Origin of the sequence: Blastococcus jejuensis (genome assembly GCF_039534705.1) — a bacterium.
GTDB classification, from domain to species: Bacteria; Actinomycetota; Actinomycetes; order Mycobacteriales; family Geodermatophilaceae; genus Blastococcus_B; species Blastococcus_B jejuensis.
In genome coordinates this window covers 560201-576343 of record NZ_BAAAVV010000001.1, presented here as the reverse complement: position 1 = coordinate 576343, position 16143 = coordinate 560201, and the positions used below count along the sequence as shown (strand labels likewise).

Annotated in this window: 15 protein-coding genes; 9 read left to right on the top strand and 6 right to left on the bottom strand. The window is 71.3% G+C overall.

What is annotated here, in order from left to right:
* Positions 1 to 120: 120 nt before the first annotated feature.
* The 3 genes from ABD644_RS02780 to ABD644_RS02770 form a co-directional block, all read right to left on the bottom strand.
* Positions 121 to 579: a VOC family protein gene (locus ABD644_RS02780; RefSeq protein ID WP_116450885.1), complete on the bottom strand. Its 459-nt coding sequence runs from the start codon at positions 577 to 579 to the stop codon at positions 121 to 123.
* 61 nt (positions 580 to 640) lie between these two features.
* Positions 641 to 1135 carry a luciferase domain-containing protein gene (locus tag ABD644_RS02775; protein WP_164704465.1) on the bottom strand — a complete coding sequence of 165 codons (495 nt, stop codon included), beginning with the start codon at positions 1133 to 1135 and terminating at the stop codon, positions 641 to 643.
* On the bottom strand, positions 1132 to 1551 hold the full coding sequence (locus tag ABD644_RS02770; protein ID WP_116450887.1) for a DoxX family membrane protein: 420 nt from the start codon (positions 1549 to 1551) through the stop codon (positions 1132 to 1134). The genes ABD644_RS02775 and ABD644_RS02770 overlap by 4 nt, the downstream gene beginning before the upstream one ends.
* 108 nt (positions 1552 to 1659) lie before the next feature.
* Between ABD644_RS02770 and ABD644_RS02765 the strand changes: the two genes are divergently transcribed.
* Positions 1660 to 2124 (top strand): winged helix-turn-helix transcriptional regulator, encoded by a 465-nt coding sequence (locus tag ABD644_RS02765; RefSeq protein ID WP_116450888.1) that lies wholly within the window; start codon positions 1660 to 1662, stop codon positions 2122 to 2124.
* Positions 2125 to 2607: 483 nt separating this feature from the next.
* On the opposite strand, the gene ABD644_RS02760 is transcribed toward ABD644_RS02765, so the two are convergent.
* Positions 2608 to 3228, bottom strand: coding sequence for a TetR/AcrR family transcriptional regulator (locus tag ABD644_RS02760; RefSeq protein WP_116450889.1), 621 nt, complete (start codon positions 3226 to 3228; stop codon positions 2608 to 2610).
* A 168-nt stretch (positions 3229 to 3396) separates the two neighbouring features.
* Between ABD644_RS02760 and ABD644_RS02755 the strand changes: the two genes are divergently transcribed.
* The 5 genes from ABD644_RS02755 to ABD644_RS02735 all read left to right on the top strand — a co-directional run bounded on the left by ABD644_RS02755 (position 3397) and on the right by ABD644_RS02735 (position 7276).
* The gene (locus ABD644_RS02755) at positions 3397 to 4674 is read left to right on the top strand and encodes a cytochrome P450 (protein WP_116450890.1); all 1278 of its coding nucleotides are present in this window, start codon (positions 3397 to 3399) and stop codon (positions 4672 to 4674) included.
* A 30-nt stretch (positions 4675 to 4704) separates the two neighbouring features.
* Positions 4705 to 4896 carry a ferredoxin gene (locus ABD644_RS02750; protein WP_116450891.1) on the top strand — a complete coding sequence of 64 codons (192 nt, stop codon included), beginning with the start codon at positions 4705 to 4707 and terminating at the stop codon, positions 4894 to 4896.
* Positions 4897 to 4898: 2 nt separating this feature from the next.
* Positions 4899 to 5282, top strand: a complete 384-nt coding sequence (locus ABD644_RS02745; RefSeq protein ID WP_275585492.1) for an FAD-binding protein — start codon at positions 4899 to 4901, stop codon at positions 5280 to 5282.
* A gap of 142 nt (positions 5283 to 5424) precedes the next feature.
* Positions 5425 to 6615: an NAD(P)/FAD-dependent oxidoreductase gene (locus ABD644_RS02740; protein ID WP_116450892.1), complete on the top strand. Its 1191-nt coding sequence runs from the start codon at positions 5425 to 5427 to the stop codon at positions 6613 to 6615.
* Positions 6616 to 6766: 151 nt separating this feature from the next.
* Complete coding sequence (locus ABD644_RS02735) at positions 6767 to 7276, top strand: PaaI family thioesterase (protein ID WP_116450893.1); 510 nt, start codon at positions 6767 to 6769, stop codon at positions 7274 to 7276.
* A gap of 250 nt (positions 7277 to 7526) precedes the next feature.
* Here the strand turns inward: ABD644_RS02735 and ABD644_RS02730 are convergent, their stop codons facing one another.
* Entirely contained in the window at positions 7527 to 8009 is a 483-nt protein-coding gene (locus tag ABD644_RS02730) for a hypothetical protein (protein ID WP_116450894.1), read from the bottom strand.
* Positions 8006 to 10360, bottom strand: coding sequence for an MMPL family transporter (locus tag ABD644_RS02725; protein ID WP_116450895.1), 2355 nt, complete (start codon positions 10358 to 10360; stop codon positions 8006 to 8008). The genes ABD644_RS02730 and ABD644_RS02725 overlap by 4 nt, the downstream gene beginning before the upstream one ends.
* A gap of 127 nt (positions 10361 to 10487) precedes the next feature.
* Between ABD644_RS02725 and ABD644_RS02720 the strand changes: the two genes are divergently transcribed.
* The 3 genes from ABD644_RS02720 (at position 10488) to mobF (ending at position 15812) form a co-directional block, all read left to right on the top strand.
* The gene (locus tag ABD644_RS02720) at positions 10488 to 11159 is read left to right on the top strand and encodes a TetR/AcrR family transcriptional regulator (RefSeq protein ID WP_344686967.1); all 672 of its coding nucleotides are present in this window, start codon (positions 10488 to 10490) and stop codon (positions 11157 to 11159) included.
* Positions 11160 to 11313: 154 nt separating this feature from the next.
* Positions 11314 to 11727: a GbsR/MarR family transcriptional regulator gene (locus ABD644_RS02715; RefSeq protein WP_344686966.1), complete on the top strand. Its 414-nt coding sequence runs from the start codon at positions 11314 to 11316 to the stop codon at positions 11725 to 11727.
* A 434-nt stretch (positions 11728 to 12161) separates the two neighbouring features.
* A complete protein-coding gene (mobF, locus tag ABD644_RS02710) occupies positions 12162 to 15812 on the top strand; it encodes a MobF family relaxase (RefSeq protein WP_163204619.1) in 3651 nt (1216 codons plus the stop codon).
* Positions 15813 to 16143 lie beyond the last annotated feature (331 nt).

The following is a 16143-nucleotide window of genomic DNA, read 5'->3' as shown; positions in this document are numbered from 1 at the left end:
GGGCGTCGTCGCGGCTGCCAGCGGCCACGGGCTGGCCGGCGCAGCCTTGATCAGCCTGAGAGCCCCCGGGCAGCCGCCTCGGAGTTCTCCAGCAGTAGTCCGGGACAGGCGGGGATCCGGCTACAGGCGGAGCGGTCGGATGGGGGCGAAGATCAACGAGGGGTCGGCGAGCCACTGGTCACGCGGCAGCACATCGACGTAGAGCTCGATCTCGTGGCCGTCGGGGTCGGCGATGTAGAGCGAGTGGGTGACGGTGTGGTCGCTGGCGCCGAGGACGGGGACGCCGTGCCGGTCGAGGTGGCGGACGACCTCGCGCAGCTCCTCGTCGCTCTCGCCCACCTTGAGGCCGAAGTGGTACATCCCGACGCGCCGGCCCGGCGGCATGGGTGCGGCGGAGGGCCCCACCTCGATGAGCAGCAGCTCGTGGTGCGTGCGGCCGGAGCTGAAGGCGGCGGCGGGAACGGGCAGCGGAACGTCTCCGCGCACCTCGTCCCAGCCGAGTACCTCTCGGTAGAAGTGCCGGGACCGGTCGAGGTCCCGGACGTAGAGGACCAGGTGGCCGAGTTCGTGCACGCGCATCGCTGTGGCTCCTTCTCGATGACCTTGGTGTCGCGGGAGGCCAGGGCCTGGTGTCGGAGGCTCAGCCCCGGTCGGTGGCCGTCGCCCCGCGCGCGTAGTCGTAGGAGGTTCTGACCAGGGCGGCGACGACGTCGGCCTCGGCGTCGTCGCGCGGGGCGTAGAGCATCACCGTGCCCGCGGGGATCAGACCGCGCGCGGCGACCGGATGCTGCTCCGCCCACCCCGCGTCGATGGCCTGGCGGGCCACGTCAGGTGGCAGGGCCAGGTGCAGGGAATGGTCGGGAGCGGGGTGCAGGTGGGCGAACTCCGTGCCGAGCATGAACGCCTCCCGGGGCCCGACCGCCTGGTCCGGGGGCAGGGTGAGGGCACGCGCGCCGGGCACCGAGATCAGGCTGTCGGCCCAGACGACGCCGGGCAGGTCGGCGAGCAGCGCCTCGAGCCGCCGGCGCGGCCGGTCGTCGCTCGGCTGCTGCTCCAGCTGCATGTGCGGGTTGGTCGGGGTGGTGGCCGGCCGACCCCCGCTGCGTCGCGGGAGGGAGGCTGCGCCCGCGGTCACGACAGCTCGAACAGTGGTCCCACGACGACCAGGCCGAGGTCGTCGCCGAGCTGGGCGAACAGGCCGAACATCACCAGCGCCGCCCCGGCCAGCGCGAGGTCCTTGAGGAACTGCGTCTGCTCGGTCATCCGGGCCGCAGCCTCGGTCTCGGCCCAGAATCCGTGCATGAGGACCGCGGTGGGGACCAGGAATGCCGCCAGCAGCAACGCGCCGAGATCGGGCCACACCCCGACGGCGACCATGAGCGCGCCGATCACGATCAGCACGCCGCTGGCCGGCACGGCGGCCCCCGCCGCGGGAACCTTCTTGCTGGCCGCGTATCCGGCCATCATCTGGCGTTGGGTGACGTGCGCGATCCCTGACCCCAGGAACAGCACGGCGAACAGGATCCGCCCGATGAGCACGACGACGTCCATACTGGCTCCTGTCACTAACAAGGAGTACTTACTTTCCGTAAGGTGAAGGGATAGCAGGCGCCGGGGATAGGGTCAAGCGTGAGCAGCTCAGGGCCGACAACGGGACGGGTGTCCGTCGAGCGTGCGCCGCTCGACGCCGACCGCGGGTCGGAGTACTGCGCGGTCTTCCACCGGGCGATCGAGCTGATCGGCCGGCGGTGGAACGGCGTCATCGTCCGGGCGCTGCTCGCCGGCGGGCAGCGCTTCAGCGACGTGCGCGCGGCGGTCCCCGGATTGTCCGACCGGCTGCTCGCCGAGCGATTGCGCGAACTGGAGCGCGAGGGGGTGGTGACGCGGTCGCTGCCCTCCTCGGCCGGCGGTTCCTGCTACAGCCTGACGGCCAAGGGGCGGGCCCTCGCTCCAGTCCTCGATGCGGTGTCGTCGTGGGCGGCCGCCTGGGTGGCGACCGGCGGGGCGGAGTCCGGCGACGGCGAGGCGGCGGGAAGCCGCCGCAAGGTTGATCGAGGGAGCGGCCAGGCGACGGATGAGGAGCTGACGCGAGGGTCTCGGAAGCCTCTTGAGGACCCCACGTGACGGCGATGACGGGTCGCTACGTCAGCCATCAGTAGTCCTGGACGGCGGCGGCCTCGCCGAGCCGCAGGCCGGCGAAGGCGTAGGGGCGACGAACGGTCGGAACGCGTCGTCGGTGGCGCGCAGAACGCTTCCCATGGGCGGCGGTGGGCAGCCGCATGACCGCCTCGGTGCGCCGACGGCGGGGGAGGGTGATGCCTGCGCTGGGGTCGTTGTGATCGGCTTGTCGCCGACAGCACCGCGAAAGACGCCGCGCAGGCGGCTCGACCGAACTGATCGTCGCCGGGTCGTTCGGCCAGGTCGCCTGGCTACGGTGGGACGACCGCCAACCGGTCCGGAAGGTGCTGAGGTGCCTCGCCGTTCTTTCCGTCCGGCTGTCATGCCCTATGGCCGTGAACGGCTTCGAGCGTCCGATCCCCGTGGAAGTCCATGCGCAGATCGTTTGTGGACCGTCTCGACGATTCGCCGGTCAGGGTGAACCGATTCTCAGGTGGAGTCGAGCCGCAGGGTGCGCAGGGCGATCCGAGCGAGGCTGCGGGCGGTGGTGGTCTGGTCATCGGCGGGTAGTACGAGATGGCTGACGGCGAGTCGGACCAGGGCGTCCACGCCGTCGGCCAGGTCTTGCGGGTCGAGCTGCGGGAAGTGCTCGGTGAACCAGGAGATCAGGGTTCGGGTGGCGGCGTCGAGCACAGGTGCGGAACGCGTCGTGAGCATGGGCAGCAGCTCGTTGTCGGCGTCGCGTGCAGAGGTGAGGATGGCGCACAGCAAGGGACTGGCGTCGGCCTCGGCGAGCACGTACTCGATTGCTGCGGTGATTCCTCCGGCGGCGTCCTGAGGGTGGGCTTCGAGGGTGCGGGAGATGCCGACGAGAAACCGCTCGGTTTCCTGCATGATCAGCGCTTCCCCGAGGCCCTGTTTGTCGCCGAACTCCTTGTACAACGTCGGGCGCGATACCCCGGTCAGCGCGGCGACATCGCCCACGCGCACCCGCGACCAGCCCTTCTCGACCGTCAGGGCCCGCGCTGCGTCCAGTGCGCGATCGCGCACGTGTTGCCGGAAGGTCAGACGAAGAGGCTCTGCCGCCACTGGCCGCCCCCGTCCGGTCATGTTTGTTCGGTCCTTGACAATTGCCGACAGTCTGTCACAGCCAACTGTCGGAGACTCCTTCCATCGAAGGCCGGTCCTGACAAGTACGAGGTCTGGGTCCATAACTTGACAAAAGTTGGCTGTGTGTCAACCTGGGGCCACCCGTACGGAGCAGACCCTGGAGCCGTGATGACCACTGTTGCCCATCCGCGCGACACCCGCCCCTATGACCCCGCGGACATCTCGTCCCGAGCGTTCTGGTCGCAGACGGCCGCCGAGCGGGAGAAGACCTACGCCGTACTGCGTGCCGAGCGTCCGGTGAGCTGGCACCAGCCGGTCGAGGACATGCTGATGAAGGACCCGAACGACCAGGGGTTCTGGGCTGTCGTGCGCCACGCCGACCTGGTCGAGGTCACCAAGCGGCACGAGGACTTCATCTCGGGCGAGGGCATCGTGATGGAGTCGATGCCGCAGGAACTGCTCGACGCGGGCCAGGGCTTCATCGCGATGGACCCGCCGCGGCACACCAAGATCCGGCGGCTGCTGAGCTCGGCGTTCACCCCGAAGCAGATCCGCCGCATCCACGACCAGATCCAGGCCAACGCCGGGCGCATCGTGGACGACATCGCGACCCGGGGGGAGGTCGACTTCGTCCCCGAGGTCGCGGCTCTCGTCCCGATGCACAACATCTGCGACATGATGGGCATCGACGAGGCCGACCGGACGAAGATGGCCTACGAGGCGCAGTTCGCCGGCGGCTGGAACGACCCGGAGTTGATGGGTGACCAGGAACCCCTCGGCCGCCTGTTCGAGGCCATGCTCTACCTCGGTGAGCTGGCCGGCAGGTACATCGCCGAGCGCCGGCGCAACCCGGGCGAGGATCTGCTCAGCAACCTCGTGCAGGCCGAGGTCGACGGCGAGCGGCTGACCGACGACGAGATCATGTCCTTCTTCGGGCTGCTCACCATCGCCGGTAACGACACCACCCGGCAGAGCACCAGTCACGCGATGAAGGCCCTCACCGACTTCCCCGAGCAGAAGGCCTGGCTCATGGAGGACCTCGACGGCCGGCTCAAGGGGGCGGTCGAGGAGATGGTCCGGTGGGCCACCCCGATCATGACCTTCCGGCGCACCGCGTCCCGCGACTGCGAGCTGAACGGGCAGCAGATCACCCATGGCGACAAGGTGGTCATGTTCTACGCCTCGGCCAACTGGGACACCGAGGTGTTCGACGCGCCCGAGCGCTTCGACCTCTCCCGGAACCCGAACCCGCACGTGAGCTTCGGCGGGGGCGGGATCCACCACTGCCTGGGCAATCAGCTGGCCCGCCAGCAGCTGGCGGCCATCTACCGCGAGCTGCTGACCCGGCTGCCCGACATCGAGGTGTCCGGCGAGCCCTCCTACACGGTCAGCACCTTCTTCCACGGCGTCAACCACCTGCCCGTGCGCTTCACCCCGGAGCGCTGACCGACCCACCCGACCGGAAAGGACACTCCCGTGAGGATCGTGCTGGACGAGAACAAGTGCTCGTCGCTGGGGATGTGTGAGTCGGTGGCCCCGAACTTCTTCGAGGTCGGTGACGACGGCGCACTCAACCTGCTGAACCCCACGCCCCCGGAGGACCGGCGGGCGCTGATGGAGGAGGCCGTCGCGGCCTGCCCCACCAGCGCGCTGAGCATCGAGGAGTGAGGATGGGCGCACCGCGCCCGGAGCACGACGCCGACGTCCTGGTCATCGGCAGCGGCTTCGGTGGCAGCGTCGCGGCGCTGCGGCCGTCGGAGAAGGGCTACCGGGTCACCGTGCTCGAGGCCGGGCTGCGCTTCACCGACGACACCTTGCCCCGGACCTCATGGGATGTCCGCCGGTTCCTGTGGGCCCCCCGCCTGGGGCTCAAGGGGATCCAGCGGATCAGCAAGGTCGGCAAGGTGGTCGTCTTCGCCGGCGCCGTTCTTCCGGGACCGGCAGTGTTCGCACATCACCGACTGACAGGACGAGCTGGCGCCCCGGTACGACCAGGCCAGCCGGATGCTCGGCGTCGTGCAGAAACCCGACGCTCACCGCCTACGACGAGGTGATGCGGTCGGTGGCCGAGGAGATGGGCGTCGGTTCGACCTTCACCCTGACACCGGTCGGGGTATTCCTCGGCCGCGAGCCACCCTCCTAGCACGTCGGCACGCTCCGCCGGCCCACCGTCCCCGGCCGTTCCCTGGAGGAAATTTGCCCGAGGAACCCTTCGTCGTCGTCGGCGCGTCCCTGGCCGGCTTGCGGGCGGTCGAGTCCGCCCGCAAGAGCGGCTACACCGGTCGGCTGATCCTTGTCGGGGCCGAGGAGCACCTGCCCTACGACCGGCCACCGCTGTCCAAGACCTTTCTCGACCCGGGCGACGAACCGGCGATGCCGCACCACCGCACCGAGGACGAGCTGCGCGCCCTGGACGTCGAGCTGCGGCTCGGCGTCCCCGCGACCGCGCTCGACACCGCCGGCCGGGAGATCATCCTTGGCGATGACGAGTGGCTGCGCTACGAGCGGCTGGTCATCGCCACCGGTGCGCGCGCCCGCCAGCTGCCCGGGAAGCAGCTCGACGGGATGCACACCCTGCGCACCGTCGAGGACGCCCGCAGCATCCGCCGGGCCCTGGACGCTGGCTGCCGCACGGTCGTCGTCGGTGGTGGCTTCATCGGGTCCGAGGTCGCCTCGGCCGCCCGCAAGCGGGACGTCGACGTCACCATCCTCGAGGCGGCCCCGCTGCCGCTCGTTCGTGCCGTCGGCGAGCAGATGGCCGCCCCGTGCGCAGACCTTCACGCCCGCAACGGCACCGAGCTGCGGTGCGGTGTCTCCGTTACCGGGCTCGAAGGCGAGGATCGCGTCGAAGGCGTCGCGCTGTCCGACGGCTCGGTCCTGCCCGCCGATCTCGTCGTCGTCGGCATCGGCGCCGACCCCGTCACCGACTGGCTCACCGATTCAGGACTGCAGGTCGACGACGGCGTCGTCTGCGACGAGACACTGCGCGCCGACACCGAGGTGTACGCCGCGGGGGACGTCGCCCGCTGGCCCAACCCGCTCTTCGGCCGGACGATGCGCCTGGAGCACTGGACGTCGGCCGCCGAGCAAGGCGCCGCAGCCGCGCGCAACGCTCTGGCCCCCGCCGAGGCCACCCCGTACGGCACCGTTCCTTACTTCTGGTCGGACTGGTACACCGACAAGTTGCAGATGGTCGGCATCACCGCCGCCGACGAGGTCACCGTGATCGGGGACCTGGACGGCACTCGGTGGCTCGCGCTGTACCGCCATGAGGACCTGCTCGTGGGCGCCCTCGCGTTAAACATGCCGGGCAAGATCATGAAATATCGGGCGATGATCGGACGGCGAACCGCCTGGCAGGACGCTCTCGCCTTCGCTGGTCGATGAGATGCGCAGATCCCAGTCGCCCGGCAGTTGCCGCGTGCCATTTCGGGTGACGGCCGACCTGGCCTGCCACGGAACGCACGCCGAAGACCAGGAAGAGGACCAGCCATGAGAAGTGCATCGGAGATTTGCTCAAGTTGGATGCCGGTGCCGCATGAGTGAGGCCGACGGCGTGCTCGCGGACTGGGCCGCCGGCTTCAATCACCGGTCCACAGCGGCGGACGTCCTGCCAGCGCACCACCCGGAGTGCCTCGGCTGCGGGCCGGACAATGCACACGGTCATCACCTCCAGGTGCGGCGCGCCGGTGAACGCGTAGTGAGCGAGCACGTCTTCGATGCCCGGCACGTCGGCGCGCCAGGCATCGCTCACGGTGGCGCGGTGGCGACCGTCGTCGACGACCTCTTCGGGTTCGTCCTCTACCTCGTGGGAGAGCCGGCCGTCACCCGGCACCTGGAGGTCGACTATCACGCCCCGGTGCTGCTCCAGCGTCGCTATGTGCTCGAGGCCCGATTGGAACGGCGGGAAGGCCGCAAGCTGTTCGTCGAGGCCACCGGGACCGATGACGCCGGCAACACAGCGTTCACCGCGAAGGCGCTGTTCGTCGTCGTGCCACTCCAGCACTTCGCCGGCGCAGCGGCAGGAGATCCGCCCGTCGCACCCTGAGCATCGACTCAAGGGGACGATGCCTTCTCTTCACGACATCGACGAGGGCGCGTATCCGACGTGCTGGAGAAGTGCAGCAACCGGCATAGCAAGACGGTGTTGCGTCGGCGGGTGAGTGCGAACCCGAGTGGACTCGGTGACCGCCTGCGCCCGTGCGCTTCAGGCTTGGGGTGGTGCCCGGGACGTTTGTTCAGCCCCCAGGGGCTCAGCGAGGATCATCGTCTAACCGTCCGGAGGGCACCGCGCCTGACTACCGCCTGCGATGTCCTCGTCGGTGCAGGAGCAGTCCGGTGGCTGCGGTGGCTGCGATGAGGTCCTGGCTGAGGAGGGCGGCCGGCACGCCGAGCACCCGTTGCGGGAGGCGGTGCTGGTCGTAGGGGGAGGTGCCGGGCAGGAGCAGGGTGAGGTTGAACGGTGCCCACCGTGCGATGGGCAGCAGCGCGGCGGCGGTGACGGTCCGTTGCGACCCGGGGTGGTCGCGTTCGCCCTCGCGCAGGAGCCAGAGGGCGATCAGGCCGTCCAGGGTCGCGCTGACGACTTCGGAGGCGCCGTGCCAGCGCGCGTGCGGGCCGTACTCCGGCCCGAACGTGTGCCGACGGTTCCAGTCGGCCAGCCATGGCAGGGTGGCGCTGGCGACGGCGGAGGCGGCGATCAGCCGCCGTCCCCACCGCCGCAGGTCTGGCCCGCGGGCCGACGTGCCCGTGGTCCTCCTGCCGGGAGTGCGCGCGCTCATCGGCTCGGGGTGGACACCGGTTCTTCGGCGGTCCGCCGTTCCGGCGCGGCGGCGTCCTGTCTCTGCCGGTCGAGCTGCTGGAGGAGCTTGTCTCCCTCGACGTCGAGGTCGGGCAGGAGGCGGTCCAGCCATCGGGGCAGCCACCAGGCCCGGTCGCCGAACATGGACATCACCGCCGGGACCAGGGTGAGGCGGATGAGGAACGCGTCGATGGTGATGCCGATGGCCAGGGCGAAGCCCATCTGCTTGACCATCGGGTCGGCGTTGAAGATGAACCCGCTGAAGACGGCGATCATGATGACGGCCGCGGCCACCACGACCCGGCTGGCCTGGGTGAACCCGTCCACCACGCTGTCGGTGCCGTGGTGGCCGTGGACGTGGGACTCGCGCATGGAGGACACCAGGAAGATCTGGTAGTCCATCGCCAGCCCGTACAGCACGCCGGTGACGATGATCGGCAGCATGCTCATCACCGGCGTGGTGGTGTCGAACCCGAAGACCTCGTTCAGCCAGCCCCACTGGAACACCGCGGTGGTGGCGCCGAAGGTGGCCAGGATGCTGAGCAGGAAGCCGGCGGTGGCCTTGATCGGGACGAGGACCGAGCGGAAGACCAGCAGCAGCACCAGCAGCGACAGGCCGAGGACCACGGCGAGGTAGAGCGGCAGGACCTCGGCCAGGCGCTCGGACATGTCGATCCCGATGGCGGTGAGGCCGGTGACGCCGAGGTCGATGCCGAACTCGTCGGCGTAGCGATCGGCGCGGTCGCGGATCTGGGTGACCAGTTCCTCGGTGGCTTCGTCGGTCGGTCCGCTGGTGGGGATGACCGAGAGCACCGCGGTGGCGCCGTCCTGACTGAGCCCGGCCGGGATGGCGGTCTGCACGCCGTCCAGCGCGCCGAGGTCGCCAACCACCTCCTGCAGGGCCTGCTGGTCCAGGGGTGTGCCCGGCTGAGTGGAGCTGGCGACCGCGACGAGGGGGCCGTTGAAGCCTTCCCCGAAGCTGTCCGCGACGGCGTCGTACCCGTCCCGCTGCGGCGTGCCGCTGCTGTAGCTCTCCGCCGAGGGCATGCCCAGCCGCATGCTCGTCATCGGCGCGGCCAGCAGGGCGGTGACCGCGACGACGGCCAGGACGACCAGCAGTCGGTGCCGCACGACGAAGCCGGACCACTGCCGCGACGGGGAGCGCGACCGGTCGGCATGTCCGGCCGCGCGGCGGCGGGCCGCCGGCGAGCAGATCCGCTCCTTGAGCAGGCCCAGCAGGGCGGGCAGGAAGGTCAGCGCGACGAGCACGGCGATGGCGACGGTGGCGGCGGCGATGAGGGCCATGACACTGAGCAGCGAGATGCCGACCACCAGCATGGCGGTCAGGGCGATGACGACCGTGGTTCCGGCGAAGAAGACGGCGCTGCCGGCGGTGCCGACCGCGCGGGCCGTGGCCTCCTGGGCGTCCAGCCCCTTGTTCAGGATGAGCCAGCGCTGCCGGTTGACGATGAACAGGGCGTAGTCGATGCCCACTGCCAGGCCGAGCATGAGTGCCAGGACGACCGAGATCGAGTTGAGCTGGAACAGGTGCCCCAGGGCGAAGGCCCCGCCGATGCCGGTGGCCACCCCGACCAGCGCGTTGGCCAGCGGCAGGCCGGCGGCGACCACGGAGCCGAGGGTGACCAGCAGGACGAGGGCCGCGACACCGACGCCCACGATCTCCGCGACCCCGATGACCTCGGGGATCTCTTGCAGGGTGGCGCCGGGGAGCACCGCGATGCCGGCGTCCTCCGCCGGTGCCTCCGCGGCCGCGACTGTGTCGCCGACCGTCCCGGCGGGCAGCTCGAAGAGCTGGTCGGTGAACTGGAACTGCAGGAGCGCCACCCGCCCGTCGGGGGACACGGTCACCCCGAGCACCGGCTGGCCGTCGACCACCAGCATGCCGGCCGGCGGGGCAGCCGGCGCCTGCTCCGGGTTCCCGGGCGGGCTCCCACCCGGGGGTGCGGGCGCGCCGCCGCGCTCGGATTGGGCGGCGATCAGTTCCGCCGGGTCGACGACGTGCTCGACGGCATAGACGTTCGCGACCGACTCGGCGACCGCGGCGGCCAGGGCCAGGGAGTCGAGGCGCTCACCCTCGGGCGCCTGGAACACGATCGAGCCCTGCCCGCCCGCCGCCTCCGGCAGCTCCCGGCCCAGCTGGTCGATGACCTCCTGCGCCGGCGTGCCGTCGATCCGGAACTCGGTGCTCAACCGCGGCGGATTCAGCACGAGAGCGCCGATCAGGACCGCCAACAGCAGCACCCAGGCGCCGATCGCACGCAGCGGATGACGGTAGGCCGCCCGTCCCACGCGGTAGAGAAACGTCGACACGGGGTCCCCCTGGCTCGTCTCACCCGACAACCATGATCATCGAAGTGATAGTCAACTATCAGGCGGAACGATAGCATCGGCCGGGCAACGACGTGACGGACCTGATGACGGCGCCCGGGAGGACACGATGGCCGACGAGGCGGTGAAGACCCGGCGACGCGACGCGACCTCCAACACCGAACGGCTGATCACCGCCGCGCGCAGCGTCTTCGCCCGGAACGGGCAGGCGTCGCTGGAGGAGATCGCCGCCGAGGCCGGGCTGGGCATCGCCACCCTGTACCGGCACTTCCCCAACCGCGAGCTGCTGACCCGCGCGGTCTACCGGTCCATCTTCGACACCGAACTCGTCCCCCTGCTCACCGAGTCCTGTGCCCAGAGCACCCCCAGGGCCACCTTCATGGCGATCGCCGACCGCCTGTTGGACCTGGTCGACAGGGAGCGCGGGCTGATCGAGTCCTCGGCGAACTTCGCCGTGCTCACCGATGAACTGCTGCGGGACTTCGTCGACCCCTTCGCCATCCTGCTGCGACGGGCCCAGCACGCCGGCGAGATCAGGGCCGACCTGCAACCCCACGACATTCCGCGCATCTTCAGCATGCTCCTGGTCGGTCTCTCCACCCCCCGAGCAACCCCCGCCGTCCGCCGCCGCTACCTCTCCCTGGCCTTCGACGCGCTCAACCCGCCGGGCGCTGAGCCGCTGCCGCCGCTCGACGAGCAGGACGCCACCGAGGGACTCCGAACCGGAGTGGCCACGCTCCGCATCGCCAGTTCCCTCTCCGGCCCCGATGAACGGCCCTGACCCGGGGGTCTCGCACCGTCGAGGCCCATCCGGTCCACCCGTCGAGCGGCCGGCAGGCGGGGACCCGACCCACCGGCATGTCCCCGATCGAGCAGACCTCCTCGAGCTGGTCGAGCGGCTGGCGCTCGAACTCTGCCGACTGGCCATTCCACCCATGCCGGCGCGCGTGCTGGCCTACGCCCTCGTCGCCGATCACGACACCCATACCGCCGGACAGTTCGCCGAAGGTCTGGATGTCAGCCCCGCCGCCATCTCCGGCGCCCTGCACCAGTTGATGGACCTCGGCCTCGTCGAACGCACCAGAGAGCCAGGAGTCCGCAGCGACCTCTACGCGCTGGCTCAGCACAATCCCCTACCGCGCTACCTGGCATCCAGGATCCAACGGGTGCGCACCGCCGAGGACAGACTCACCGACGCAGTCCAGTCCCTTCGCAGAGGCACGCCAGGCGGCACCCGGATCTCCGAAGCCCTCGCCTTCGCCGCCTTCCTCCGCACCGAGTTGGGCGATGCCATCGCCCGGTGGCAGGAGAGCCCACGGCCTGAATCTGACGAGACCGCAGGCGGCTGACTCGGGGAAGGAAGCGACCGCCGTCCGTCGCGCTGCGACGGGGCGCGCCCAGTGCGCCAGGCCGGCGTGAGACGCCTCGTCCGGTCCCACCGTCTTGCGCCACGGGTCGGTGCTCGTCGGCCTGTCGGTACTTGCCGCTTGCCGGCGATCGTGGATCCGAAAGCAGGGGAGTGTGTCGCTCAACGCCAATAATCAACCGAGAGCCGCCGCAAAGTCCTAACCCAATCATTCATTACCGTGATCACCCAATAATCCAGTAGCCCGCCCCGGACAACCAAGTCGTCAACAGGTTCCTGCACCGCCCAAGGCCTCACTGAAGGACGGCACGCATGCTACCCTTGCGGGTAGTTCGGGCCCCGCTTCGCGGGGCCCATCGCCGTTTCTAGGGGTGACCTGTTGGTCATTATTGGGTGGCGTTGAAAATGCACGGGGGAATGAAGGTGTACGTCGGCGACCCGGCCGCCGCCCGCGCCTATGTGGAGGCTGATCGGGGTCGGGCCGATGACTACTACCTGGCCGAGGGCACCGGCTTCGCCCGCCGCTTCACCGCCACCGACGCCCGCGTGACCGAACTGGCCCCGTTGACCGGCGACGGATACGAGACCTGGGTGGCCGGCCACGACCCGGACACCGACCAGCCGCGGGGGCAGCTGCGCGACGACGACCGGGCGGTGCGGTTCGTCGAGGTGGTGGTCAACGGCCCGAAAACCTGGTCGCTGGCCGCCGCACTGCACCCGGACATCGCCGCCGCGTACGAGGCGGCGCAGGACCGCGCGGCCGAGCAGATCATCGGCTGGCTCTCGCAGCACGCCACCACCAGGGTCGGCCCGCGCGGCGGGCAGGTGCAGGTGCCGCTGCAGGTGCTGGAGGCGGCGACGGTGCGGCACTACACCTCCCGCGCCGGCGATCCGCACTGGCATCTGCACCTGCAGATCCTGTCCCGCGTGTTCGCCGTCGGAAAATGGCGCGGGCTGCACACCGTCGGGGTCCGCGACTCGCTCGGGGCGATCAACGGCATCGGGCACGCGGCGATGGCGTGTGACCCGGAATTGAACGCCGCGTTCGCCGCGCACGGCTACACGAAGGACGCTACTGGAGAAATACTGGAGCTCGCCGACTATGTCGGCCCGTTCAGCGCGCGGAACGCGCAGATCGCCCGGAATGTGGACCGCTACGAAGCCGAGTGGACCGCCGCGCACCCCGGTGAACGGCCAGGCCCGGCGCTGCGGCGGGCGTGGGACGCCCGCGCCTGGGCCGACGGCCGCCCGGACAAGGTGGTTGCGCAGCGCGGGGTGACCCTCGACGAACGGTGGCGGGGGCAGCTGTTGGGGCTCGGCTACCGCGGCCCGGCCGGTCCCGTGGACCTTGCGCCCACCCAGGTCGGTGCCCTCGATCGGGAGGAGCTGGTGCAGCGCGCGTTGGCCCGGCTGGCGGCGGGCCGGTCGGCGTGGAACGCCGCGGACGTCCGCGGCGAGGTCGAGCGGCTGATCGCCGCGGCGGGCGTCGTCGCCGGGGCGGCGGTGCGCCTCGAGCTGGCCGAGGACCTCGCCGCCCGCGCGATGGACCGCTGCCTGCCACTGCTGGACCGCGACGGCGTCCCCGAGCACATCCGGGCCTGGACGTCGCGGCCGGTGCTCGCCGTCGAGGCCGAGCTGACCGCCCGCCTCGCCGCCCGCGCCAGGACCGGCGGACCGGAAACCGACCTGACACCCCCGGTCGACCTCGCGGCCGGCGCCGCGCGGCTGGATGCCGGCCAGGCCGCGGCGGTCGCCGCACTGGCCGGCGACCGGCCACTGGCCGTGGTGGAGGGTGCGGCCGGCGCCGGCAAGACCACCACCCTCGCCGCCACCCGCAACGTGCTCGACCAGCAGGGGCGCCGGCTGGTGGTCGTCACCCCGACGCTGAAGGCGGCCAAGGTCGCCGCCGCGGAGGTCGGGGCGGTCGCGGGGTCGGCGGCCCGGCTGGCCTTCCAGCACGGCTGGCGCTGGAACAACGACGGCGCCTGGACCCGGCTCGGTATCGGAGATCTCTGTCCGACCACGGGAGGTGTCTACGCCGGGCCGGGGGAGGGAGCGCGACTCCGCCCGGGGGACCTCCTCGTCGTCGACGAGGCCGGGATGCTGGATCAGGACACGGCCCGGGCCCTCCTGACGGTCGCCGACGAGTGCCGGGTGCGCGTCGCCCTGCTCGGTGACCGGCATCAGCTCGCGGCGGTCGGGCGGGGTGGCGTGCTGGACCTCGCCGCGGCCCAGGTTGACCTGACCGGGCACCTGACCCTGGACGGGGTACACCGCTTCACCCGCACCGACGCCACCGGCGCCACGACACCGGACAGCGACTACGCCGAGCTGACCCTGGCGATGCGCGCCGGCGAGAACCCCGGGACGGTGTTCGACACTCTGCTGGCCCGCGGGCAGATCCGGCTGCACCCCGACGCGCAGGCGCTGCGGAAGGAGCTCGCCGCCACCGCGGCGCAGTGCTACACCGCGGGCGAGCGGGTGGCCGTGGTGGTCGCCATCCGTGAGCAGGCCGCCGCCCTCAATGCCGCCATCCGGGACCGGCTCGTCACCGACGGTCGGGTCGACGACCGGCGTGTGGTCGTGACCGGGGCCGGGGAGCGGATCGGCGTCGGCGACCGGATCGCCACCCGGCGCAACGACCGCGACCTGCAGGTCGCCAACCGCGACGTGTGGACGGTCACCGGCGTCGACCGGGACGGCGGGCTGCTCGTCACCCCCGACCGCACACCCCATGTCACCCCCGCCAGCGGCGGGTCCGCAGCTGTCACCCCCGCCGTTCCCCCGGCCGGGAACCGGGCGCGGGTGCTGCCCGCCGACTACGTCACCGCGCATGTGGAACTGGCCTACGCCACCACCGCGCACGGCATCCAAGGCGACACTGTGACCGCCGCCCACCTGGTGGTCGGCGAGGACACCGGCGCGGCCGCGGCCTACGTCGGGATGACCCGCGGCCGAACCGCCAACACCGCCCACCTCGTCGCCGACGACCCCGCCGAGGCACGGGAGCAGTGGCTCGCGGTCTTCGCCCGCGACCGCGCCGACCTCGGCCCCGCACACGCCGCCCGGCTGGCCGCCGCCGAAGCCACCCGCTACGCCACGCCCCGACCGCTGGAACAGTCGCTCGCCGACCTGCACTCTGCGTGGACGGCCGAGCAACGCTGCCTGGATCGGCTCGCCTCCGACCTGCCGCGCCGGGACGCGCTACGCGAGATCGTCGCGCTCAAGTCGGCCCACGCCGACCGGACCGCCGCGCTCACCGAGGCCTATCGGCAGACAGGGATCGACGCCCGACACGCCACGGCGCGGGCCGACGCCAGCGGCGCGGCCGTCACCGCCGAGACCGACCGGATCCGCGACACGCTGCTCGCCAGCTGGGACACCGGGCGGGACGCCGCCCGCGACGCCGCGCGGGTCGTGCTCGACGGTCCCGGCCGGCTCCGGCTTCGGCTGGCGGCGGTGAACCGGGCCGGCGAGCAGCTGGTGGACTGGGCGGACGCCTGGCGGCCCTACCTGCCGGCCATGCCCACCGACCCGCGGCAGATCGCGCGCCTGGCTGACCGGTCCGACGACCAACCGCGGCTGTGGACCGCCTTCGACTCCTACGCCCGCCACCACGCCGAACACGCCCACCCGGAGCACGCTCAGTTGCGCGCGACCGCAGCCACCGCCCAGGAGGCCCACCGGCACGCCGGGGCCGCGGTGGCCGACGCCCGCCGCCAGCACGAGAACCGGCTCGCCCGCTTCGGACCGCTCGCCCGGACCTTCGACCCGGCGGAGCGACTGTCCGACACCGAACACCAGATCGCCGCTGCTCGCCAGCAGCTCACCGATGTACGCGCGCGCATCGCACGACTGACCTCCGAGCCGGCGCTCCGCGCCCAGCCGCCCGACCGCCTCGCCGGAGAGCGGGACACCTGGCGTGCACGCCAGGACGCCGACCCGAACCCACACCGATCGGCCGCCCCGCTGCCGACCGCCTCCGAGCCGGGTGTCCGCCTCCCGCGGCCCGAGGACCTCGCGGCACTCACCCGGCACACCGCCGCAGGGCGAGGCATATCGCGCTGAGCGGGCGGCGCCCGCCGGAGCCTTCGACGACGGGGCGCTGAGCACCGTTCCGGTTAGTGCCGCCGCCCGTCGTCCAGGTCGGGGGTGGGTGCCCCCCAGCTACGGCGCTCGCCATCACCCGGATGGTTCACCATGGCGTGCGGGTCAGTGGGGACGCTTCACCGGACGGTCTCCCGCCCACACCGCGCCCACAAGACGCCCACAGAAGGGCCGTTCGCGACCAACATCGGCCGATCGCAGCAAACGGTATTTCCGCTGGTCATGGCCCAGTTCCGCGTAGAATGCGCTGATCAGAAAAGTGTCTTTTGGGAACTTTTAATCCGCGGGTTGT